Annotated in this window: 22 protein-coding genes; 9 read left to right on the top strand and 13 right to left on the bottom strand. The window is 37.3% G+C overall.

Features of this window, described 5'->3' with window-relative positions; all coding sequences use genetic code 11:
* Window positions 1-114: 114 nt before the first annotated feature.
* Both B2C77_RS03795 and acpS read right to left on the bottom strand, forming a co-directional pair.
* Complete coding sequence (locus B2C77_RS03795; protein ID WP_077702487.1) at window positions 115-1635, bottom strand: bifunctional ADP-dependent NAD(P)H-hydrate dehydratase/NAD(P)H-hydrate epimerase; 1521 nt, start codon at window positions 1633-1635, stop codon at window positions 115-117.
* A gap of 129 nt (window positions 1636-1764) precedes the next feature.
* Window positions 1765-2127 carry a holo-ACP synthase gene (gene acpS / locus B2C77_RS03790; protein WP_077702486.1) on the bottom strand — a complete coding sequence of 121 codons (363 nt, stop codon included), beginning with the start codon at window positions 2125-2127 and terminating at the stop codon, window positions 1765-1767.
* 284 nt (window positions 2128-2411) lie between these two features.
* Between acpS and B2C77_RS03785 the strand changes: the two genes are divergently transcribed.
* Together B2C77_RS03785 and bla are read left to right on the top strand one after the other, a co-directional pair.
* Window positions 2412-3182 carry a rhomboid family intramembrane serine protease gene (locus B2C77_RS03785; RefSeq protein ID WP_077702485.1) on the top strand — a complete coding sequence of 257 codons (771 nt, stop codon included), beginning with the start codon at window positions 2412-2414 and terminating at the stop codon, window positions 3180-3182.
* A gap of 159 nt (window positions 3183-3341) precedes the next feature.
* On the top strand, window positions 3342-4235 hold the full coding sequence (gene bla, locus B2C77_RS03780) for a class A beta-lactamase (RefSeq protein WP_077702484.1): 894 nt from the start codon (window positions 3342-3344) through the stop codon (window positions 4233-4235).
* 120 nt (window positions 4236-4355) lie between these two features.
* Here bla and B2C77_RS03775 read toward each other — a convergent pair whose 3' ends face one another.
* The 3 genes from B2C77_RS03775 to cshA all read right to left on the bottom strand — a co-directional run bounded on the left by B2C77_RS03775 (window position 4356) and on the right by cshA (window position 8006).
* Window positions 4356-5825 carry a PH domain-containing protein gene (locus tag B2C77_RS03775; protein WP_077702483.1) on the bottom strand — a complete coding sequence of 490 codons (1470 nt, stop codon included), beginning with the start codon at window positions 5823-5825 and terminating at the stop codon, window positions 4356-4358.
* On the bottom strand, window positions 5818-6297 hold the full coding sequence (locus B2C77_RS03770) for a PH domain-containing protein (RefSeq protein WP_077702482.1): 480 nt from the start codon (window positions 6295-6297) through the stop codon (window positions 5818-5820). The genes B2C77_RS03775 and B2C77_RS03770 overlap by 8 nt, the downstream gene beginning before the upstream one ends.
* Before the next feature lie 245 nt (window positions 6298-6542).
* Window positions 6543-8006, bottom strand: a complete 1464-nt coding sequence (cshA, locus tag B2C77_RS03765) for a degradosome RNA helicase CshA (RefSeq protein ID WP_077702481.1) — start codon at window positions 8004-8006, stop codon at window positions 6543-6545.
* 501 nt (window positions 8007-8507) lie between these two features.
* Between cshA and B2C77_RS03760 the strand changes: the two genes are divergently transcribed.
* Together B2C77_RS03760 and B2C77_RS03755 are read left to right on the top strand one after the other, a co-directional pair.
* Complete coding sequence (locus B2C77_RS03760; RefSeq protein ID WP_077702480.1) at window positions 8508-9425, top strand: DMT family transporter; 918 nt, start codon at window positions 8508-8510, stop codon at window positions 9423-9425.
* Between the two features lie 116 nt (window positions 9426-9541).
* Window positions 9542-10396 (top strand): DegV family protein, encoded by an 855-nt coding sequence (locus B2C77_RS03755; RefSeq protein ID WP_077702479.1) that lies wholly within the window; start codon window positions 9542-9544, stop codon window positions 10394-10396.
* A 511-nt stretch (window positions 10397-10907) separates the two neighbouring features.
* On the opposite strand, the gene B2C77_RS03750 is transcribed toward B2C77_RS03755, so the two are convergent.
* The 7 genes from B2C77_RS03750 to B2C77_RS03720 all read right to left on the bottom strand — a co-directional run bounded on the left by B2C77_RS03750 (window position 10908) and on the right by B2C77_RS03720 (window position 16596).
* Window positions 10908-11618: an alpha/beta hydrolase gene (locus B2C77_RS03750; RefSeq protein ID WP_077702478.1), complete on the bottom strand. Its 711-nt coding sequence runs from the start codon at window positions 11616-11618 to the stop codon at window positions 10908-10910.
* A 328-nt stretch (window positions 11619-11946) separates the two neighbouring features.
* A complete protein-coding gene (locus B2C77_RS03745; RefSeq protein ID WP_077702477.1) occupies window positions 11947-12459 on the bottom strand; it encodes a hypothetical protein in 513 nt (170 codons plus the stop codon).
* A gap of 47 nt (window positions 12460-12506) precedes the next feature.
* Window positions 12507-12824: a glutaredoxin family protein gene (locus tag B2C77_RS03740; protein WP_077702476.1), complete on the bottom strand. Its 318-nt coding sequence runs from the start codon at window positions 12822-12824 to the stop codon at window positions 12507-12509.
* Between the two features lie 136 nt (window positions 12825-12960).
* Window positions 12961-13419, bottom strand: coding sequence for a MarR family winged helix-turn-helix transcriptional regulator (locus B2C77_RS03735; protein ID WP_269467138.1), 459 nt, complete (start codon window positions 13417-13419; stop codon window positions 12961-12963).
* Window position 13420: 1 nt separating this feature from the next.
* Window positions 13421-14836 (bottom strand): hypothetical protein, encoded by a 1416-nt coding sequence (locus B2C77_RS03730; protein WP_077702475.1) that lies wholly within the window; start codon window positions 14834-14836, stop codon window positions 13421-13423.
* Window positions 14833-15528 carry an ABC transporter ATP-binding protein gene (locus tag B2C77_RS03725; RefSeq protein ID WP_237342692.1) on the bottom strand — a complete coding sequence of 232 codons (696 nt, stop codon included), beginning with the start codon at window positions 15526-15528 and terminating at the stop codon, window positions 14833-14835. The genes B2C77_RS03730 and B2C77_RS03725 overlap by 4 nt, the downstream gene beginning before the upstream one ends.
* 174 nt (window positions 15529-15702) lie before the next feature.
* The gene (locus B2C77_RS03720) at window positions 15703-16596 is read right to left on the bottom strand and encodes a diacylglycerol/lipid kinase family protein (protein WP_077702474.1); all 894 of its coding nucleotides are present in this window, start codon (window positions 16594-16596) and stop codon (window positions 15703-15705) included.
* 532 nt (window positions 16597-17128) lie between these two features.
* On the opposite strand from B2C77_RS03720, the gene B2C77_RS03715 reads away from it, so the two are divergent.
* The 5 genes from B2C77_RS03715 (at window position 17129) to B2C77_RS03695 (ending at window position 22626) form a co-directional block, all read left to right on the top strand.
* Window positions 17129-18085 carry a phosphate/phosphite/phosphonate ABC transporter substrate-binding protein gene (locus B2C77_RS03715; RefSeq protein ID WP_077702473.1) on the top strand — a complete coding sequence of 319 codons (957 nt, stop codon included), beginning with the start codon at window positions 17129-17131 and terminating at the stop codon, window positions 18083-18085.
* A 137-nt stretch (window positions 18086-18222) separates the two neighbouring features.
* Window positions 18223-18999: a phosphonate ABC transporter ATP-binding protein gene (phnC, locus tag B2C77_RS03710; RefSeq protein ID WP_077702472.1), complete on the top strand. Its 777-nt coding sequence runs from the start codon at window positions 18223-18225 to the stop codon at window positions 18997-18999.
* Between the two features lie 20 nt (window positions 19000-19019).
* Complete coding sequence (gene phnE / locus B2C77_RS03705; RefSeq protein WP_077706814.1) at window positions 19020-19811, top strand: phosphonate ABC transporter, permease protein PhnE; 792 nt, start codon at window positions 19020-19022, stop codon at window positions 19809-19811.
* Window positions 19811-20611, top strand: coding sequence for a phosphonate ABC transporter, permease protein PhnE (gene phnE, locus B2C77_RS03700; protein ID WP_077702471.1), 801 nt, complete (start codon window positions 19811-19813; stop codon window positions 20609-20611). Before phnE (B2C77_RS03705) ends, phnE (B2C77_RS03700) begins: the two co-directional genes overlap by 1 nt.
* Window positions 20612-21045: 434 nt before the next feature.
* Window positions 21046-22626: a bifunctional metallophosphatase/5'-nucleotidase gene (locus tag B2C77_RS03695; RefSeq protein ID WP_077702470.1), complete on the top strand. Its 1581-nt coding sequence runs from the start codon at window positions 21046-21048 to the stop codon at window positions 22624-22626.
* 246 nt (window positions 22627-22872) lie between these two features.
* Here the strand turns inward: B2C77_RS03695 and B2C77_RS03690 are convergent, their stop codons facing one another.
* Entirely contained in the window at window positions 22873-23421 is a 549-nt protein-coding gene (locus tag B2C77_RS03690) for a PepSY domain-containing protein (protein WP_164085441.1), read from the bottom strand.
* Window positions 23422-23743 lie beyond the last annotated feature (322 nt).

The raw sequence follows: 23743 nt of genomic DNA, 5'->3' as shown, positions 1-23743 counted from the left end.
AGACGCAGGCGACTGCCTCGTTGTACTTATACGTAGGACAGAAAAAGAAGTTCGTTTTCTACCTTCCGACCATCTCTTTTGTCCTTTTCTAACGTAAAACAAAGGGAACCCTTATCAACCACTACTTAAAATCGCACGATATACACGTGTTATTCCATTGATTACATCACTAGCAAGCAAATCATGTTCAGAATGCTGATCTTGGACAAGTAAATCGGCTGACATACCATGAATGAAACAAGCATTGCATAAAGCATCTAACAAACTTTGCTTTTGCATCACCATCGCTAACATTATCCCTGTTAACACATCGCCACTGCCACCTTTGCTAAGACCTGCGTTACCTGTTGGATTTAGCCTTTGTACACCATCTGGTGCGGTAATAATGGTATATCTACCTTTTAACACAACATACACACTATATGTTTGCGCAAATTCCTTGGCATATTGAAATGGCTTTTGTAATACTTCACGAATTGTGATTCCCAATAGCATAGCCATTTCCCCAGGGTGTGGGGTAATAACGGTTGAATAAGCTCTGGCATTTAAATCAGGCAATAACTGTGACAAATGGTAAAGTCCGTCCCCATCAATGATAATAGGACAAGTCGCTGTTTTCATAACATGGGCTACAAAATCCTTTGTTATTTTTTTCCTCCCTAAACCCATACCGATTGCTGCGGCATCATAAGCACCAAATGAGATTTCTGAATGATTATTAAGATAGCCATTTGTATCCATTAAAGGTATATACATAGCTTCCACACTGTTTCCGGCAATCATTTGAATCACAGGTAAAGCACTAGCACCCGTTATTAAACCGGCTCCCGATTTTAATGCGGCTTGTACTGACATCGATAAGGCACCTGGCATTTCCTTACACCCACCGATAATCAGACCTTTTCCATGATTGCCTTTGTGGTCAAATAATTCGCGCTTTGGTAACGTCTTTTCCACATTTTCTAGCTGCCACACTGTTTTGTTTGTAAGTCGATGGAACATAAATGTCGGCAGACCGATAGAGACAACGTCCCATTCTCCGTAGAACGGAGCAGTATTTGGGAGAAAGGCGCTTTCCTTCGGGGCGCCAATGATAACCGTGTAATCAGCTTGTACAGCGTAAATAGAATTCTCGCCTTCATCCGCAGGGACGCCAGAAGGAATATCTACAGAAATGACATAGGTTTCTTGTTCATTAATAAGAGAAATAAGAGTAGCTAACGGTTCACGCACCTCCCCTTTCATCCCAATACCAATCATGGCATCAATAAGAACATCCACCTCTTTCAACATCTGGATAGATTCCCCATTGTAGTGAGTAACATTCCCTCCACACTTTTCATAAATCACCTTATGATCATACGCATCACCAGTAATTTTTTCATTTGCAACTACTTGAAATACTTCGACTTGGTAGCCTTCGTCGAGTAACGTACGTGCAATGACAAAACCGTCCCCACCATTATTACCTGCTCCTGCCAGGATACAAATTTTTTCTTTTACCGAAATTTGCTCCATTACTTTAAAAGCAACAGCTCGTCCGGCATTTTCCATCAGCAATTTTCCTTCTAAACCAATTTCCTGCATAGCTAAACGATCCATATCGTACATTTCTTTCGCGGTGACAATAAACAATTTTGTTCCCTCCTACCCGCACTAAAATATATGAGACAAACCTTGTGATTATGCATGTGTTACATGTGACGTGCGATAAGTTTTTAAGATAAACAACAACGTTTTAACTTTCACGTAATGCTTGGCATTTTAAAATCGTGCTTCCAAAATAACTTGTGCTACGGCATAATGCTCTGCATGAGAGATCGATAGAAATATGTTTTCTTCTTCAAATCCTACTACATGTAATACAGGAGCTCCATCTTTCGTTTTGCTTACTGTCATATCTTGAAAAGCGAGTTTACCAATACCAGTACCTGCCGCTTTAGCAAATGCCTCTTTTGCTGCAAATCTTCCAGCAACGTATTCGATCTTCCGTTTTTCATTTGTTAATTGTCTGTAACCTTCTCTTTCTTGAGGCGTTAAAATTCGCTCCACAAAGCGAGCATTGTTCAGTAAGCTCTGTCGAATGCGCTCCAATTCAATAATATCTATTCCAATTCCTTTAATCATCGCCTTCTCCTCGTATCGTATATTTAGACGGTAGTTTTTCGTCCATTATCGTTGATTTGTTTTACTGCTTTAAAATATGCTTGACATATCATAGCGGCGTATATTAGTACAGGTTAAAAACGGATTGGATAACCTTTCATTTGTCATTTTTATTCGACTTTTTAAATAGCATTTAGTAGGATAAAATTAATTATAAGTGCGTATGGGTACAATTTAAAAGGAAGCACTACATTTATCATACACCCTAGCACGCATTTTCAAAAATTATTCCACGGAGGAATCTAATGTTTATAAGACATGAAAGAAGCTTAAAAGAATTTATACAATCGTATCCCATCGTTTCCACCCTTGTAATCATTCACTTAGCTTTATGGCTCGTAATTAATTTCTTACAATTACCATTTGGCATTTGGCTGTATCAATTAGGCGAAGGGAGTAATTATGGTATTGAGCAAGGGGAATATTGGAGGCTTATTACACCGATATTTCTTCATGCCGATTTAATGCATGCCTTGTTTAATTCCTTCTCCCTTGTGCTATTTGGACCTGCTTTAGAGCAAATGCTTGGGAGGACAAAATTTATTATTGGCTACCTTTTTGCAGGTATATTTGGGAACCTTGGAACATATTTAGTAGAAGATTTATTTTACTTCCATATAGGAGCTTCAGGGGCAATTTTTGGCTTGTTTGGGATATATATATTCATGGTTTTGTTTCGCAAACATCTCATCGATCAGATAAGCTCTCAAATCGTAACGACGATATGCATTATTGGTCTGATTATGACCTTCTTCAATCCAGGCATCAATGTTTCCGGGCATATCTTCGGTTTCCTTGGTGGGGTTATCATTGCACCGATTGTTTTAGCAGGGGCTAATAGCTATAATCCATGGGCAGCCATGGCAAGACGTAATCGTTACAGAAATGATGATGATATTCAGTTTGACCCTAATCGCTGGAATAAAAAGCGCCTTCCGCGGTCTTTTACAAAAAATATTGGTTGGATTATCTTCGGCGTTCTCGTGTTACTTGGCTTATTTAGTCGTTTATTCTAATTGCATGGTCCCCCTTCAAACATAAGAAAATAAATTTTTATATAATGTGGTTTTAGTTTATTATTGGTAATCCAATTTATTTTAAAGCAAGTAACGATACATCTTCTTTTGCAATAAAAACAAGCATGGAAAAATGAAGAATGGAAAGGTTTTGATAAAATGCTAAGGTACATGAAAATAATCAGCGTTTTGCTGATTTTTGCATTTGTTGGCTGTGAAGAAAAAGAGGAACAACCCCCTAGTAAAAAGTCGACTGCAGAAACTGTAGCAATGAATGACGAAAGTGAATTCCGCCTCTTAGAAAAAGAATATAATGCAAAACTAGGGATATATGCGGTAGATACTAGTAATGGTAAAACTGTGTCGTATCAAGCTGAAGATCGATTCGCTTATGCTTCTACTCATAAAGCACTAGCTGTAGGCGTGCTATTGCAAAAATTAACTTTGAAACAACTAAAAGAAACGGTATTAATTAAAGAAGGAGATTTGGTTAATTATAATCCAATTACTGAAAACCATGTAAATAAACATATGTCATGGAAAGAACTTAGTGATGCTTCTATAAGATATAGTGATAATACTGCTGCTAATCACATTTTAAATCGAATAGGTGGCCCAAATGGGTTTAAGAAAGCGCTTGGAGACATTGGAGATAATGTGACAAACCCGGAAAGAATGGAACCAGAATTAAACCTGGTAAATCCAGGAGAAATAAAGGACACAAGTACACCAAAAGCGCTCGCCACAAGCCTGAAAGCTTTCACAATTGGAAATGTACTACCGAAAGAAAAACAAGATTTGTTAGTGGATTGGCTGAAACGCAATACAACTGGGAATCATTTAATCCGAGCAGGGTCCCCCAGAGGGTGGGAAGTTGGCGATAAATCAGGAGCCGCACCCTATGGAGTTCGTAATGACATAGCTATTATTTGGCCGCCAAATAAAGCACCTATAATACTTGCTATTCTGTCTAGCAAAGAGGAAAAAAATGCTAAAGCAGATGATAAGCTTATTGCCGAAGCGACTAAAAAAGTAATCAGCATGATAAAGTAATTTTATAACTTGAAGTTAGCAAAACAAAATTACGGTTATTTGTTTACCAATTTAGTATTGTATTGACATGCATTTCATTTTCTACACGCCATACAATTACAGTAATTTTTTCCTAAACATTCACTTTTCCTTTTCATCCTTGCTATAAGGCATGTCTTCTACACGCTTTCTGTGCGAATACCAATTTGCTAATTTATCCGCATCAGCTTCTGCCAATTCTTTTAAATAATAATGCGCCCCGACGCTATTCGTACCAAGTATTGAAACACTTAGTGTAGCTACATCCTGTTTTCGATGGAGAGCATGTTGCTTTTTTTCCATAGATTGAATACGTCTATGAAAAATAATCATCGTTTTTTTACTTATTTGTCGATATTGAAGTAGCATCCTCTTTTTTTCTAGTTGAAATCCAGTATCCCGAAAGCTAAGATAACCTAATGTAAAGGCTAAAAGTAGCACAATTGCTACAGCCCACATAAATCCAGGGAAGAATATATATACTGGAACACTAATTAAGCAGACGGGAATAAGGGATCGGAGCAAATAATAGGTTAAGCCTCTTTTTGGAATCGCATGCCAAGCTCCATCTACATGGGCATGCGTTGGCAAGATTGTTTTTAGAAATTCTTCTACTTCGGATTCCTTTAACATTGGGAATAAAACGGAAGAAAACTCATTGGCTTCCTCTGCACTACCAGCTGCTACTTCTGCAAAAACTTTTGCATAGCCGATCGGTTGCCGAATAATACTCTCCTCTATACCGATAGCTTGTATGCGATTTAGCGGAATGGTTGTTTGCTTTTTTTCAAGTAGCCCCCTAGTTATAAATAATTCTTTTTCATGTCTTTCGATTCGAAAATTCCAAAACTTAATCATTGTACCTGCAATACCTAATAACCATAATAATAATAAAATACCTACAATAACAATTATTAAAAATGCAATACTTAATCCCACTACCCACTCTACCGTATTATCATAAAAATTATCAGGAATAAATTGTTCCATTTCTGAAACGGCAAAAGCAAATAAACCTGCTAATACTCCGATACTTCCAGATGTACTACCTGCCAAGAACAATCGTTTATTAGATATTTGGAAAAAAGGCACATCCGGTGTTTTCATAGGTTCTTCTGTCTTTTCTAAGTCGGCATCGTTTGTTTGGTAACCTTTCAATTCTGTTCGTAGATCTTCTGCTTCCGATAACTTGATAGCTGTCAATGTACCTTCAGCGCCAGAACCAGCTGTTTCAATTTGCACCTTTGCTAATTTAAAAATTCGATGCAAAACATTTGCGGATATATCAATCGACTGAATACGCCCTTTTGAAATGTATCTTTTTTTACGAATGAATATTCCTGATTCAATCCGTAGTTCGTCATTCGTAACCTCATAAGTAAAACGCCACCATGAGAGCGTACTAAAAATGGTAAACAATAACGCAAGCGCTATAAGACCTATAATCACAAAAAAGAAATGCTCTTTAGGAATGGCAATGATTGCTGCAATAAACGGTAAAATCGTTTCTCTCAGTGATCGAATAACATGAAATAAGATAAATGCTAGATGCATTCGTTTTGGCTTAGACATCTTCTTCATCCACCCTTGCAAGCTCAGAAATACGATCACGCAACAAAGAAGCATCCTCTTCATTTAACGCAGGAATTTCATGTGTCGTTGCTGCCGTGGAGATCGTTACAGTTGCCAGATCATACCGCTTTAAAATTGGACCCTGCTGTGTATCTACATGCTGTACACGCACCATTGGTACAAGCGTTCTTGACATAATTAAAATACCGTATTGAATATAGATTTCCTGTTCAAATAATTCATAACGCCATCGTCTCCAGCGAAGCTTTGGTAATATAAAAATAAATACATACGCTAAAATAATGGTTACAGCTACAGCTACCATACTATACCAAACTGGCCATTCAAAAATAATACTAACAACCAAAGCTGCAATTGCCAATAAACAAAGTATACCATTATAAATAGCTGCTGTTATCCGCCATACTTTGATGGCTTCTTTCTCTATTTGTTGTTTTGGGGGGTGTCGCATCACATTTCTCCTTTCTTTACATTCATTTTAAGAAACTTTCATCGATTCATACGGTTTTTAAGAGGAAATGGTTTCTAAAGATACCACTTTTTCTTAAATTAGGCATTTTATTTTTCCATTTAATTGGTGTTTTCTTATACGATAACCTTAAACCCATATAGTGCAGAAGCCGAACAATCAAATTACAATTGTTCGGCTTCTGTTAGATAGTATTCGCTTTGTTTATGCTCAAACCTCTTTTATCCTTACTTATCACGGTTTCTGCGTTTTTGAAAATTACCTTTTCGATTACGACTACCTTGTCCACCACGATTATTTTGTCCACGTTTACCTTGGAAACGTTTATTATTGGAACGGCGATTGTCATTCTGGTTATTTGCTTTCTTTACGCTTATTGGCGCAACAGAAGAAATCTTCACCGGCGTATCCTTTCGCTCTTTTGTCATTAACTTAAGAGCTGCAGCAATGACAGAGACAGCATCCTGATCTTCCAATAATTGATTGGCTGCTTGATGATAATCGTTTAGATCTTTTGTTTCAATCGTTTCAACAATTTTGCTTATCGTAACTTGCTGTTGTCCTTTTCGTGCATCATGGTTCGTTGGCGGTGTAAGACGCTTCATTTTACTCTTTGTTACTTTTTCAATTAATTTCAAATGCGCCATTTCTCTTGGAGTAATGAAAGAGATAGCTTCGCCTGTTCGACCAGCACGCCCTGTTCGACCAATACGGTGCACATAGCTTTCTGGATCCTGAGGGATGTCAAAATTATAAACATGCGTAACACCTGAAATATCAAGTCCTCTTGCGGCTACATCCGTTGCAACAAGCACATCTACGCGACCATTTTTAAATTTATTTAATACGGACATCCTTTTTCCTTGTGTTAAATCGCCATGGATACCTTCAGCACGGTAACCTCTAGCTTGCAAACCTTCCGTTATTTCATCTACACGCTTTTTCGTGCGGCTAAAGACAATGGCTAAATCAGGAGAATGAATGTCCAAATGGTTATTTAACGTATCAAATTTATATCTTTCCGGTATTTCAATGAAATACTGATCAATATTTTCGACCGTCATTTCTTTTGATTTTACTTTAATTTCTTTTGGGCTTTTCATTAAATTCGTCGCAATATCGCGAATTTCCTTAGGCATTGTTGCAGAGAATAGCAATGTCTGTCTTTCCTCTGGAATTGCTTTAAGAATCTCACGAATATCATCGATAAATCCCATATTTAACATTTCATCGGCTTCATCTAATACAGTTGTGTGAATATGTTCCGTCCGAATTGTTTTGCGACGCATATGATCCAATAGCCTTCCAGGAGTTGCAACTACAATTTGTGGACCATCTTTAAGCGAACGAATTTGTCTCTCCATTTGTTGCCCACCATAAACGGCGAAAGCACGAACTTTTTTAACCTTGCCAAGACGATTTAATTCCTCGGCTACTTGAATCGCTAATTCTCTCGTTGGAGCAACAACGAGACCTTGAATTTTACGTGCTCTTGCATCTAATTTTTCAATCATAGGAATACCAAAAGCAGCTGTTTTTCCTGTACCTGTTTGCGCTTGTCCAATTACATCATTGCCTTCTAAAGCTAGTGGGATAGTCTCTGCTTGAATTGGCGTTGCTTCTTCAAATCCCATTCTTTCTAATGCTTTCATAATCGGGCTAGACACACCCAGCTCTTTAAATGTTGTCACCTATTCCTCTACTCCTTTAATGTTAAGATTTTATTGTAAGAGGCCTTGGTCGCTTCTATATACTTTAGTCCTGTTCAGATCTTAATCACAGATTAAACAATGTTCATATAATGTAGAATGCACAAAAAGTTGCGTCTATACGTAAAACATTGTTCTTCCGTTTCAAACGCCCGAACGCAAGGTAACATTTTGCCTACAATTATACTTCCATCTTCCATTCACATTTTTTATAGATTGCTCAAAAGCAACGAAAAACATAAATTGTTTCTCTGGTTATGAAACGCCATTCTTTTTATACAAAATGCGTTTTTATACTACCTAAAGTACAAAAAGGCTTCACCAGATTGGTAAGAGGCCTCACGTGAACTCATGCAAAGAATATCATAACATATTTTTATCAAGGATACTAATTTGATAAATGATTTTTTGTAAATACCATGATAGAATATATGAGATATACAGCATAACGTAAATCAACAAAATGAAGCAAGGAGGGTTAGAATGCGACTTCCTCCATTTAACCCATATATCGCTGTAGGAATTGGTGTCTTATCTGTTTCTACTTCAGCAGTATTCGTTAAATTAGCCGATCAAGCCCCTGCTGCTATGATAGCAAATTACCGTTTATTGATTGCAGTACTTCTTATGGCTCCGATCATATTGGCAAAATACCGCCATGAAATAAAGCATATTGAGCGTAAAGATTGGCTCTTATCTATTCTTGCGGGGGTGTTTTTAGCCTTCCATTTTATATTATGGTTCGAATCTTTGAACTACACATCGGTAGCTAGTTCTGTTGTTTTAGTAACGCTCCAACCTATTTTTGCTTTCTTGGGAACATATATTTTCTTTAAGGAGCGGTTTTCTTACGGAGCAATTATTAGTATGCTAATCGCTTTAATTGGTAGTATCATCATTAGCTGGGGTGATTTCCAAATAAGTGGAATGGCGCTATTTGGTGATATCTTGGCATTATTAGGAGCGATCACTGTAACAGGATATTTTTTACTTGGACAGCGCGTACGCAGAAATCTTTCTTTAATGACCTATACATTTGTTGTGTATGGTGTAAGCTCTATTACTTTGATCATTTATAACTTATTAGTTGGAAACGCATTTACTGGTTATCCAATGGACCATTGGTGGATTTTTATCGCTCTAGCGATTATACCAACCTTTTTTGGACATACGTTATTTAATTGGGCATTAAAATGGCTAAGCACCTCTACGATCTCGATGGGCATTGTCTTTGAGCCAATCGGCGCTTCCATTTTAGCATATATTATTTTAGGCGAAAAAGTTACCGCTTCGCAACTATTAGGAGGAACCATTGTCCTATTTGGGTTATTTTTATTTATATTAAGCACGAACAGGAAAACAAATTTAACTATCTCTAAAAAGAAGCAACAAGATGATTAGAAAAACTTGCCTTATCGTCTTTAAAATGGATGCTCTTGTTTTTTAATCACAAATTATAGAATGCAATATTCTTATAGTGTAAGAACAACACAGAAAAAAGGGAAGGATGAAACCTTATGAACATGCAATTAATGACCGATGGTGGAGCGGATATACCTGAGCGTTTATTAACCAAAACAAATATTATTCAAGTGCCACTCTATTTACATTTTAGTGATGGACAATATAAAAGCGGAGTGGATTTAGACACCCCATCCTTTTATCGAAAAATGGCTGAAACCAATGAATTACCTAGATCTTCAGCACCAAGCCCACATGATTTTTACACAGCTTACAAACAAATTGACCAAGATGTTCCTATTTTAATGCTTAGTTTGACGAAAGGGTTAAGCAGCACCTATGAAAACGCAGTTGCTGGTATGAAATTGTTGCTTGAAGAAGACCCCGAACGTAAGATTGCCGTTATTAATACAAAAACCGCTTCTTGCGGGATCGCTCTGTTGCTTCATGAAGCTATTTCCAAAATAGAAGCAGGCTATTCCTTTTCCCAATTAGTGGAGCACCTAGAGGAACGAGCAGAACAAACTGCTACATTATTTGTATTAAAGACGTTGGAAAACCTTATTCAAGGCGGACGTCTTGATAAGGTAAAAGGTAAAATTGCTAAAACATTAAATATTAAACTACTAATGCGTGCAAGTGAAGACGGAGCTATTGAAGTGACGGAAAAAGTGAGAGGAGATAAAAAATCCATTCGCCGATTTATCGATCAAATTGGTGAATATACAAAAAATGTGGAGGATAAAGTGATTTCCTTATCGCACTGTAATGCAGAAGGACGTGCTAAGAAAGTGCTAAATGAAATAAGAGAGGCTTATCCATTTAAAGATGCACTCATCATGGAAACTGGTCCGTTAATATCCACATATGGTGGAGAAGGTGCTCTCGTTATTTCTTTTTTCAAGCATTAGGTTAGAAAAACTTGGCTTGCCGCCAAGTCTCATAGCGGAAGCCTTAGTTTTTCTTATACTATAATCCTCAAAATTTTATACTTTCCTATAGTGGAACAAAGGCTCAGGGCGCCCGTTTAGCAACGTAGCGGCTGGAACGAATCAACTGAAGTTTTAAGAATCATGCCACTAAAACAGGGGTATGCTGACGCACTAAGGCAAGCCCGTTTTTAGTCGGCCTTCCTATTTAGCACGAACTGATGATGACTTAGCTTAGGGCAATGGAGTGAAGTCGCCTCGTTGCTGGGCGCTTAAGCCGGACGTGGCTATTCCGTTAAAATCGGTATCCCAAAGCAACAAATTTTATACTTTCTTATCTCTCAAGGAAAGCATGAGAGCCCACTACTGTTTAATAAGTTTATACTCTAGACTCTGTTTGTCCCATTAAACAGGCTCTAGAGTATATTATAGGAAGCCGTCATCCCTTACATGGATGCAATGAAAAATGCACAATTGACCACAAAGCCCTTTCCTAATAGGTAAATGTAGGTGATCTTGATGACTGCAAGAAGGCATGTACGATTTTGTTTAATGTATCTTTGTCATCTCCTAAACAGATTAAGTGCTTAGAACGCTCGAAAAAGACCACTTCCTTTTGCTCCGATGTAATTTCTTTATTTAAGTAATAGGCTGTTTTATATGGTACCATTCCGTCTTGCTGCCCTTGAGCAATTAATACTGGCGATTTTATTTTATTTAAGTACCTTCTAGTAAACCGAACTAACTTTAAAAATTCAATATTAGCGCGAAAAGGTACTGTCCCTAGTTTTCTTTTATAGTGCAGAAACAGTTTATTCTCTCCTAATTTCCCTGTCACAGCATCTGTAAGGAAGCCGCCTACGTCTTTTCCAATCTGCTTTAATGACAAATATTTTCCAGAAGTAGCTAGAAGCACTAGCTTCTCGATTTGATACTTCGCTGCTAAGTAAGCCGCAATCATCCCTCCCATGGAAAAACCGATAAGATAAACGGTATCATACCTTTTTTGTAGTTGCAGCAGTGCTTGTTCTGCAGCTTCGAGCCATTCGTCATGAGATACATGCTGTAAGTTCAAGTTTCGACCATGGCCTGGTAACGTGGGGACAGCAATATGCCAATTGGTTTGTTTTGTTAAATAATCCGCAAGTGGTTCTACTTCATAAGGACCCCCAGTATATCCGTGAATAATTAAACAGGCTACCATCTTTACGTTTCTCCTTTCTGTTCTATTCTTTGTTTCCCCTTTTCTTACCAAAAACATGCTTGATGATTATTGGAAATTTTTAAAGGAACAAAGGCTCGGGGCGCCCGTTTAGCAACGTAGCGAGTGGAACGAATCAACTAAAGTTTTAGGAATCACGGTGAGGAACGAACCGATGATGACTTATCGTAGAACGATTTCGTGAAGTCGCCTAGTTGCTGGGCGCTGGAGCCGGACGTGGTTAAATAACTTAGTAAGTTTATCCACAGCTGCTAAATTTTATAATTTCCTAGACGAATAAAAAAGCTGATGATGTTGGCCACCAGCTCTTTTATCTAAAGGTTTTGATAAGTGATCCAAATTGCTTAACGATGGGAGAGACTTGATGATACGTATTAGCCAACTGACCTACTGTTGATAACATTTTATCCAAATCAAAAGATTGCCCAGGAGCAGTTGATTGTTGTGTTTGTTGCATATTCGCCTCTTGCTCCATATTTTGTGAGCTTTGCATACCCATTTGTTGCATACTCTGTAGCGGAGGTTGCCCATTTAAACCTTCCTGCATACCTTGTGGCGAAGGTTGCCCGTTTAAACCTTGGTGCATACCTTGTGGTGAAGGTTGCCCATTCCATCCATGGTACATATGTTGTTGGGATGTTTGAAATTTACTTTCAGGCCAGCTCATTGGCTGTTGAGGCTTAGCAAAGGAATCATAGGGAGATTGGTATGGTGGAGACAAATACGGTTGAGAATGGATGGACGCTCCCATATTCGCTGTAGCAAAAGGATCAGGACGTTCATCATAAACTTCTCTATAATTAAAATAAGGCCGATAATACATAAGAATCCACACCCTCTACACCTTTTTTTACAGCGTATGCTATTTTACTAAAACCTGTGATCGTTGTTTTTTTCTTCTATATACCCATCAAACAAAGAACTATAATGCGTTATTTCTTTATTTATGATACCTAAACAATACTTTAATTTATTTTTTTGAAATCCTAATATTGGTTCTTCTTTACCAGCAATAAATATTGTGGGGGTACCAAATACTCCAAAACTCTGTAATTCTTTCATATTCGATGGATTTTCATTTACATTTTTCGTTTGATACATAATCGTCCATTCTTGTAAGAATTCTATTACTTCTTCACATGCTTTACAGTTCGTACTAATATATACAATCACATCAGGTTTTTCCATTGTAAAAACCCCTTCTTAGGACCATTTATCTTATACACTCATCTATTCCCTACTACAAATAATTACAAACAAAAATATGCCAATCTCATGACATAAATATTACTGAACGTCATGCTTTTGACATATTTTCTCCCTTTTATTTCACCTTATTTGCAGTACCGAGCTTTCGCAACAAGTCAATGGCCAGTTGCTTTTCTGTCTCATCTAGTCCACTTGTAATTTCTTCAATTCTTGCCCAATGACCGGGAAAAATCTCCTCCATTAACCTTTCCCCTTTTTCCGTAATGGCAGCAAATGTTACACGTCGGTCATTTTCATTAGGTATTCGTAAGATATAACGTCTATTTTCTAATTTATTGACAACATACGTAATACTCCCACTTGTTAATAATATTTTTTCCCCTATCGCTTTCAAAGTATGTGGTCCTTTATGATAAAGCAACTCCATTACTGCAAAATCGGTTAAATTTAAACCTCTTTGGTGAATATCATCCTCCACTTGTTCCATTAAACTCCGATATGCTTTTGATAATACAACCAATAACTTAAGCGAGCTATTGTTCTGTTTTTCCTTTAAAGCATTACTCTTCGTCAAATTATCCTCCCCTTGTCATGAAAAGATGGCGCTTGCCGCTTCTTCTATAAAGCAGAAACAAAAGCACAAGTGAACTTATCGTCAGAAAAGGATAAATTCCACTTAAACTTAAACATACCATAGCGACCGTCCCTAGCGTTTCTTCTACTTGTAAAACAGCTTTTTTTCTGGTCAGTGATTGGGCCATTTTCATTAGCTTTACTTCTTTCACATAACGATACGTCGTCCAAAACAGCAAAATATGGAGTGGGGTCCACCAACTAAGGTGCATAAAATAAAAAAATAGTACTGGAATAAATAAGAGTATAGCGCCTAATCGCATCCATTGTGAAAAATAATTTGTGTAATTTTTCGTGGACCATGGTAATATTTCAATGACATCGTTGCTAAATCGATCTGCATAAAAACTAACTGCAATTGAAATATAAACATATAACATGACTGCAATACCGATATAGAACAACCATACTGGCATGAAAAAGAGAACTGTAATAAGTACAAATAATGTTCCTAAAGCACGAAAGATAATCGCTTGTTGTTTTATGAAATATAATTTCCATAGCCGATTATAAATTTGACCCTCCGTAGTAAATGGCAATTTGTTCTTACTACTATTTTGAAACAAAGTATATCGTTTCGGACGTTTAAATTTCGTATTTGAAGCAAAAGCCAATAACGGCATACGCCAAATAGTGTAATCATTAATTTCCGTTACTTTCGACCAATTAATATGTGAAAATACATGCGGCAACAAGAACAAATTCACCAATACAATGCAACTAATGAGTAGGGAGGCAATTAATTTTGGCTCTAGCAATGGGGTCAAAAGACTTGCGACGCCTACCAATACTATAGCTAATAAAAACAGCATCATTTTTTTAGCGAAGTGCTGCTGAAATAATTTCCATTGTGGTATAGCCATGATGATATCAAACATGATGAAAGTTACCACAAACGTAAAAATGAATAATAGGCTAAGTGGCGTTATTAGCAGGGCAACACCCGCTATTAAGCTATATATAAGTAGCCTCTTTAGCCATCTTTCTAGCAACGTTAAAAGCCAAATACTCCCTCTTGGATATGGTAATAAAGCTAATTGATATTCTGCACTGGAATATAAAACCCCTGGTTCTCGGAATGCATGAAACATAGAACGAACTGGTAAAACAATAGTCAATACCCATATCACATCTTCCGCCTGCTGCTCTAATAAAATAAAATAGTCCTTATACATAACCGCTGTATCGCTAAAGATAAACATACTTGCAAACGTATAGGCAAGTAATAAAACAAGATATACCGTCGTTGTCTTATCAAAAAGTAATTGGGACGCCTGCTTGTTTAACTTTCGCTTTTTCTTAAAGCGATGGACTCTTATGAAAAAGAAGCTTTTTAATAGGGATGGTCGACGTATCATTCATCCATTCTCCTATCAATCGTAACAAATTGATCAATTGGTCCTTGGCTATGTATTTTACCTTGTTGCAACATAATATAATTATCCGCCATTCCTTTCATGCGGTCTAATTGGTGTGTTGTAACAAGAATCGTCGTTCCTCTTGCCACCTTCTCTTTCATTAATTGCTCAAAATAATCAATTGCATAAATATCTAAACCCATAAAAGGTTCATCAATAAGTAACAACGGTGTATCAGGAAGTAGCGCACAAATGGTTTGCACCTTTTGTCTCATTCCTTTAGACAATGACTCAGGATATTCATTTAGTTTATCGGATAATTCAAATCCTTTTACCATCTCTTTTATTCGTTGGTTCATTTCATTTTTAGCCAGTTCATAACTCATGCCGTAAAGTTGGAAATGTTGCATCACAGTTAATTCCGTCAACAACATCGGTTCCTCCGGCAAATAAGCAAGTAATAGCTTACATGTTAAAAAATCATCATCCTGATGGTACATTTCATTAAATATAATTTTCCCTTGGCTTTTAGAAAGCATCCCGACAATGGCTTTTAAAAGCGTTGATTTCCCTGCCCCATTATGCCCTACAAGCGCTGTGATCGTCCCTTCCTCTAACATAAATGACGCATGATCAATCAGCAAATTCTGATCTATTTCTACCGAAAGTTCAACAACCTCTAACGTTTTCAACGGAAATCCTCCCTTTACAGCATTGCCTTACACTATTGTACGAAAATGGTTCGAAAAAAGATTCAAAAAGCTTCATTTTTCATTACAAGCAACATCCCCTAGAAGTTAGTATTTACTTCTAACTCCTAGGGGAACAAGTTCAAAACTTTATACTTTCGTTCATATGACGAGCAGTCATTTTGCTCGTATCATTTGTAAATGTTTTGGAATAATTTCCACTTCTGACGGTGTAGTAGCTATGATTTCCCCATCCATATCGATTTCTTTCTTGTTTTCAGTAGTTACTTGCAAATAAGTCGTTTGCACATACATCATTTCATTTAATTCCTTTAGTTTTTTGTTCGGATCGTTCATAGCCAATAAATCACGAAAAAAAGCAAGGTTGGAATTTTTTACAATGAGGATATCTAGTTTTCCATCGTCAGGTTGTAAACTTGAAATCGGGACTTCTTGCGTACCCAAAAACCTTCCGTTTAATGCAACAATCATTACAGCTTCCCCTGCAAAATTCTGCTCATCTGTAGTTATTTGATAGGAAAAACTTTCTGCTTGGGAAAGGCTTTTTAATGTACTCATAAAATAACTAAGTACACCGAAGTTTTTCTTTTGATTAGGATCAATATTTTGGGATGTTTCAGCAATTAAGCCAATCCCCCAAAAATTAAGAAAGTATCTGTCATCAGCCTTTCCTACATCGATCTCCACAACCTCTCCGTCTACAATGGAGGAGGCAGCTTCCCCTAATTGTTGTGGCATATGAAGTACACGACTAAAATCATTACACGTTCCCCCAGGCAATATACCAATAATAGGGCGCTTCTTTAAAGGAGAGATAGCGTTAATACATGCATGTACTGTGCCATCTCCTCCTAAAACAAGTAATACATCCACTTTAGCGGCATATCGTACACAAGCCTCTTTCACATCTTCAATGGAATCTGTCTGTAACAAATGCAATTGTTTAATTGCTAAAGATAAATTTGCAACGATTTGCGTTAATTTTGTTCTCATTTCTTCTTCATCTGCATTTCCATTATATAAAAGTACCGCAGTTTCATATTTTCTCATGAAGCAACTTCCCTTCATGCATTTCCTATTAATCCATTTTGCTATGTTTTATAAGCTGACTCATTATTCTCGCTTTTCAAGACAGCAATACCATGAAACATAGATGGTTCTACTTAAAAAATTCGCTGATCTAAAAACTACAACGCCCAAATTGTTTTTTACTAGCTATTCCCCTAAGCTCGCATAAAAAAACATAAAGTGGATGCCTTTCATCCTCACTCATTGTGAGCATCCAAGGGTATGACCTAAAAGCCGCTTACGAAAAAGGGAATTTAGATGCTATTATCTCTCACTTAGAATTGTTCAGCTCCTATCTCACATTCTTGAAGTAGTCTTACAACACCTTATCTCTGGGATAAACGGCTGACAATAAGGAAGAAATTTGCTCCCGTTTCCTATGCACAAATAAACTTAGCCATCTATATTAATTTCTTGTAAAGAAAATAAAATACATCTAGAAATTTTTTCGTAAATAGTATTTAATAAAGGTATAAGCATTTTTATTCAGTAGATAAATTTTAGGAGGGTCAAAATGAAAAAGTGGTATAGTCTTTTTATCGTCCTTGCCTTAGCATTCGTACTTGCAGCCTGTGGCGGGTCAGATGATTCAGATGGAGAAGATAACGCAAGCGGAGAAGGCAACGATAATGCGAAAGAAGAAGAAAAAGGAGAAACCCCAGATAAACTAGTCATGGGATTTGTTCCTTCTCAAGATTCTGATACAATCGCAGATACAGTAAAGCCTCTAGCTGATCGTTTAGGGGAAGAATTAGGAATTGATGTTGAAGGGAAAGTAATGACCAACTATAATGCCCTTGTAGAGGCAATGGGTTCAAACCAAGTACAAATTGGCTTTATTCCTGCTTTCGGTTACGTACTTGCTAATGAGCAATACGATGTAAATGTTATTCTTAAATCTGTTCGTCATGGTTCTGGTACATACAAAGCACAATACGTCGTACGAGCAGATTCTGACATTGAGTCTTTAGCAGACTTAGAAGGTAAAGTATGGACATATGCAGATAAAGGCTCTACTTCTGGTTACCTTTTCCCAGCATACCAAATGATGCAAGAATTTGACTATGCTTCTGGAACAGAATTAGAAAGTGATTTCTTCGGTAACACGATTGCTGCTGGAGCACACGATAATGCAGCTATCTCTGTTTACGAAGGAGATGCTGATGTAGCTACTACATTTGACGATGTTCGCACGGAATTAGAAGAAGAATACCCTGATGTCATGGATAAATTAAAAGTCATCGAATATACGGACGAAATCCCAAATGACACCATCTCTGTAACGAAAGAATTAGATGAAGAATTAGTGACAAAAATTAAAAAAGCATTCCTATCTTTCAATGAAGATGAAGAAATGATTAAAATCATGAATGAAGTATACAATTGGGATGCGATTGACGAAGCTTCCGACGAAGAATACGAGATCGTTAAAGAGACATATCAAAAATTTAAAGATGATATCGAGCTATAAATTTCTTTGATCCTCTGAAGAATACAGCAGTATGCTCAAAATCATACTAATTACATTATGTGGAAAAAAGGGAGATGGAAACTCTCCCTTTTTTTCCAGTTTTAAAACAATCTTTCTATGATGGGGGCAATACATAAATGATAGAATTTAAAGACGTTGGGCTTGTGTACCCAAATGGAACAGTGGGTTTAAAAAATATTAATGCAACCATTAAAGATGGAGAATTTGTCGTAATTGTAGGCCTATCTGGTGCTGGAAAGTCAACATTCATTCGCAGTATAAATCGTCTCGTTACACCTACTAGTGGCGCTTTATCGATAGACAATGAAAATATACTAGATTATAAAGGTAGCGACCTAAGAAAGCTGCGCACTAAAATCGGCATGATTTTTCAAAATTATAACCTCGTAAACCGAACTAACGTTCTTAGAAATGTTCTAGCTGGTCGTTTAGGTCATACTGGAACGTTAAGATCCATTTTAAACTTATATAAAAAAGAGGATATAAGCTTAGCATATGAAAGTTTGCAACGTGTTAATATCGGAGAAAAAATTTATAATCGCGCAGACGAATTAAGTGGCGGACAACAACAACGAGTAAGTATTGCACGTGTACTTACACAACAGCCAAAGTATATTTTAGCGGACGAGCCTGTTGCTTCTTTAGATCCGCCCACTTCCCATCAAGTCATGACATATTTAAAGAAAATCAATAAAGAAGATAATATTACAACGATTGTGAACCTCCACTTTATCGATATGGCAATGGAGTATGCCGATCGAATTATTGGTATGCGTGCTGGCGAAATCGTTTTTGACGGTCCTGCATCGGAAGTTACGGAGAAAACATTTGAAGAAATTTATGGACGTTCGATACGTGAGGATGACTTACGTGGGGGGGCGAACAAATCGTGACCAAACAATCAAAACAAGAAATGACAGAGAAAACACCCTCCATTTATCCTGTAAAAACAAAACTACAAATCACGATCATCTTTTTTATCGTCATTGGTTTTTATTTGTTTAGTATATTTTGGACGCAACGGGAAATGGTCGGTGGCTTCGGCAATGCACTAGGCAATATGTACGTCGTTATTGAAAAGTTTTTTCCACCTAATCTAGAAGTTATTCCAAAGGTTTGGGGAGAAATGGCGCAAACTATCCAAATGGCAATTATAGCTACCACATTAGCAGCAATCCTGACTGTACCTTTAGCACTATTATCTGCCCAAAATATAACGACTTTTAAACCGTTATATCTCATTACAAGAACATTTTTAAATATTCTGCGCACGATCCCAGACTTAGTGCTAGCCGTTATTTTTGTTGGTTTATTCGGTGTCGGCCTGTTACCAGGAATTTTAGCATTATTTATCTTTTCTTTAGGCATACTAGCTAAATTGATTAGTGAAACGATCGAATCTGTTGATATGAATCCACTAGAAGCCATGCGTGCTTCAGGCGGGAATGTTTTTCAAGTTATTTATTTTGGGCTTGTTCCACAAGTTTTACCACAATTCACTTCCTTCGTACTCTATGTATTCGAAATTAACATCCGCGCTTCCGTCGTTTTAGGATTAGTAGGTGCAGGAGGAATTGGCTTAGTTCTGGATCAACAACTCGGTTTTTATAATTATCCTAATGCCATGGCGATTATTATTTTAATTTTTATTGTCGTTATTATCATTGAATTTATTAGCAATAAACTAAGGGAGGCTTTGATCTAATGGCTGCGTATTCTTTACCTCCTAAACAACCAAAATCAACCTTTAAAATAGTAAGACGAATCGTTATTTTCTTAGCTATCGTAGCGCTATATGTTTGGACTTTTCTTGGTATCGATATCGATTGGGGAAGAGCTTTTGAGCGAATGGTAAATAACTTCTCACGGGTTATCCCAAAACTGTTTCAACCTGATTGGTCTGCAACAAGCGAAGTTGCTGCAAAAATATGGGAGACCATATTGATTGCTTTTGCCGGCTCCTTGATGGCCGCAGTTTTAGCTATTCCATTAGGATTTTTAGCAGCTCAAAATATGACTAAGAGTAAAATCTTAACTACCATTGGAAAATGGATATTGTCAGCCGTGCGTGCATTCCCTGATATTATTTTGGCAATATTGTTCGTTGTAGCGGTCGGTCCTAACGCTTTTGCTGGTGTGTTAGCTATCGCAATTGGTTCAACAGGTATGCTCGGTAAGCTTTACTCTGAAGTAATTGAATCCATTGATATGCAAGTCATTGAAGCAATGGAGGCAAATGGGGCAAATAAAATTCAAATTTTATTTTACGGAGTTATACCACAAATTGTTCCGGAATTTTTATCCTATGCCATTTATCGATTCGAAGTCGATATTAGAGCTTCATCCATTTTAGGTATTGTTGGAGCTGGAGGTATTGGAACAATGATTATATTTGCTTCCAGCAACAGAAATTGGAATGAAATGGGATTAATTTTACTAGCCATTATTATCGTTGTTACGGTGATTGACTTTCTTTCCGCGCGAATTCGTCGGAAAATAGTATAGTTATTTCTATACAGTCCCACAGATTCCTTGTGGGGCTATTTCCCATAGTTACATGAAGAAAAGAAAGGCTCAGGGCGCATGTTTAGCAACGTAGCGACTGGAACGAATCAACTAAAGTTTTAGGAATCATGCTCCTGCAACAGGAGTATGCCGGCGCCCTCCGGCAAGCCCGTCTTTAGTCGGCCTTCCTATTTAGGACGAACCAATGATGACTTATCGTAAGACGATTCGTGAAGTCGCCTAGTTGCTGGGAGCTGGAGCCAGACATGGCTTATTGGGTTATTTTGTATACATAAGCCCCTGATTTTATACTTGCTTATCTTGTTAGAAAAACTTGGCTTGTCGCCAAGTTCTATGGCGCAAGCTATCATTTTTCTTATACGATAAACCCAAAAATTTTATTCCTATAAGTTACATGGAAAGGATGCTTACCTTTGAACAATACGTCTGTCAACGTAAGCCTTATTTATACAAGTGATATTCACGGCCACATTATGCCGATTAATTATGGCACAAATGAAGAATCTGCAAATGGACTAGCAAGATATGCAACTGCAGTTAAACAAATTCGTAGTACGCATGATAACGTCATCGTCCTTGATAATGGAGACCTTATTCAAGGCACTCCTTTAATGACGCATTATGTGAAAGAACACCCTCATGAAGTAAACCCGATCATTCAGGCCATGAACAAAATTAACATTGACGCTTCTGTGATTGGCAATCATGAATTTAATTTTGGTCAATCTATCTTACAAGCTGCAATGAAGCAATCCGATTTTCCTTGGCTCGCTGCAAATGTGTTAGATGCAGAAACAAAAGAGCCAAAATACGGTCCTCCATATATGATAAAGACGCTAAAGGACGGAATTAAAGTTGCCATTTTAGGGGTTACAACGCATTACATACCAAATTGGGAATCTCCAGAACATATTGCAGACATTCACTTTAGAGATGCATATGAGACAGTAAAAACATGGGTTCCTTCTATCCATAAAAAGGAGCAGCCTGATTTACTCGTTGTTTCTTACCATGGCGGATTTGAACGTGATATTCATACAGGAGAGGCTACAGAAACACTAACTGGAGAAAATCAAGGCTATGCCATATGTCAAATTAAAGGTATTGATGTTCTGTTAACAGGCCATCAACACCGCCAGCTTACAGGCACCGTTCATGATGTATTAGTTATTCAGCCTGGAAATAACGCCACTCTCTATGGTAAAGTGGATACTCAATTTACAAAATCTGCTGCAGGGTGGCAAATTATTGATAAGAAAGCAAGCTTGCATAATTTAGCTCAAACTCCTCCCGATCAAGAGATTGTCCATTTAACGAAAGAAGTAGAAGCCTCCACCCAACAATGGCTTGATCAGCCTGTTGGCTATATTAAAGGGGATATGACCATTGATGATCCATTGCAAGCTCGGACTCGTAAACATCCGTTTATTGAATTTATTCAAAAAGTACAAATGGAAGCAAGTGGTGCAGATATTTCTGTAACCGCCTTGTTAAACAATGACTCGAAAGGTTTTAGCCAAACCGTTACCATGCGTGATGTTGTCGCCAATTATATGTATCCGAATACGTTAGTCGTTTTGGAATTGCAGGGTGCGGATATTCGAGCCGCATTGGAAAAAAGTGCTGCTTATTTCACGCTTAATGAAAATGGTGCCATTGTGGTGAATCCAGCTTTTGAAAAACCAAAACCGCAGCATTATAACTATGATATGTGGGAGGGGGTTACCTACACGATAAATGTAGCCAAACCTATTGGAAATAGAGTGGAGAAATTATGCTATCATGGTAAGCCCATTACCGAAAAAGAGAACTATCATGTCGTATTAAATAACTACAGAGCAAGTGGTGGCGGTGATTACTCCATGTTTAAAAATAAACCTGTAGTGAAAGAAATTCAAAAAGATGCTGTAGAATTAATCCGAGCGTATTTTGAAAAAAATCAAACGGTAGACGCTACTGTAACAGATAATTTCAAGGTAACAGCTGAAGCGTAGACACTTTCAACAGATCTTTTCCTATGACGCTACTCATTATGTGTCGTTTTGTATACATTAAGACTTCTTTTAAAAGTTTAGGTGCTGTTATCTACCTCTTAGCGTTGTCTAGAAACGCGGGTGTCATACAGCACCTTCTTTAGGGATATGAACATTTCAAGCCAAGTTAAAGCTTTGGCATAAGTGTAACGATCGCACACGAATTTCGGTCGCTTTCTTGTTCCATTTACCGACTAGACATGTATCCTAATAGTCATGATCATCCTCTATTTCAATTTCTTGCTTCAGAATTTCTCCATTTTCAGCATGAATCTCAAATTCCGCTTCTTTCTTTCCATTTCTAAGCTCTATTTCATAAATAAATTGGTTATCATCTTCATCTAGTTCCATGCTCATTACTTTGCCATCAAATTGTTTCTTGGCAATGCTTTTCGCTTCTTCCATAGATATCAACTCTTCTTTAACTGCATTTATTTGCGCTTGTTCGCTATTCCCATTTTTCGTTTGATTGATTTCCTTTTTGTTTTCTTTCAACACTTCTCCGCTGTCCCCATCAAGCTCTAAATCATATTCCACATTTTTGTTTGTTACTTCCACTTCATACACTGCTTTATGGCGATCCGTCTCTAATTCAAATTCAGTGATTTGACCATCGTATTGTTCTTGCACCATACTCTTAATTTTATCTCCATCCAGCTTTGGGGTTGCTTCATCTGCATTAGAATAATATACTCCAGTACCCAAAATCGCAGCACCAGCTATTGTTCCGATAATAATCCCTAATTTCTTTTTCATTCTTATCCACTCCTTGTTTGTTGTTAGTTCTATCATAACCATAAGGAATAAGAGAACCTTGTGAACAAGATTAGAATTTACTAAGAAAAGAATTAGTTACTAGTGAATTTGATTGTCGTGCTAAAGACCACTAGATTACTTTTTGAATTGCGTATCGAATGTTCTTCATGAATAAAGGGCTTTGCAAAGACAAGCTGGATATATGGAATCGTAGTCGGTCCGACTAAGGAATAGTAGAAAATTCGTGTTATTTGAGTTGTTGTTGCTATTTTTAGAAAAACTTGGCTTGTCGCCAAGTCTTATGGCGAATGGCATAGTTTTT

It is taken from the genome of Virgibacillus dokdonensis, from assembly GCF_900166595.1.
Classification (GTDB): Bacteria; Bacillota; Bacilli; order Bacillales; family Amphibacillaceae; genus Virgibacillus; species Virgibacillus dokdonensis.
This window is presented reverse-complemented; position numbering and strand designations above follow the sequence as displayed.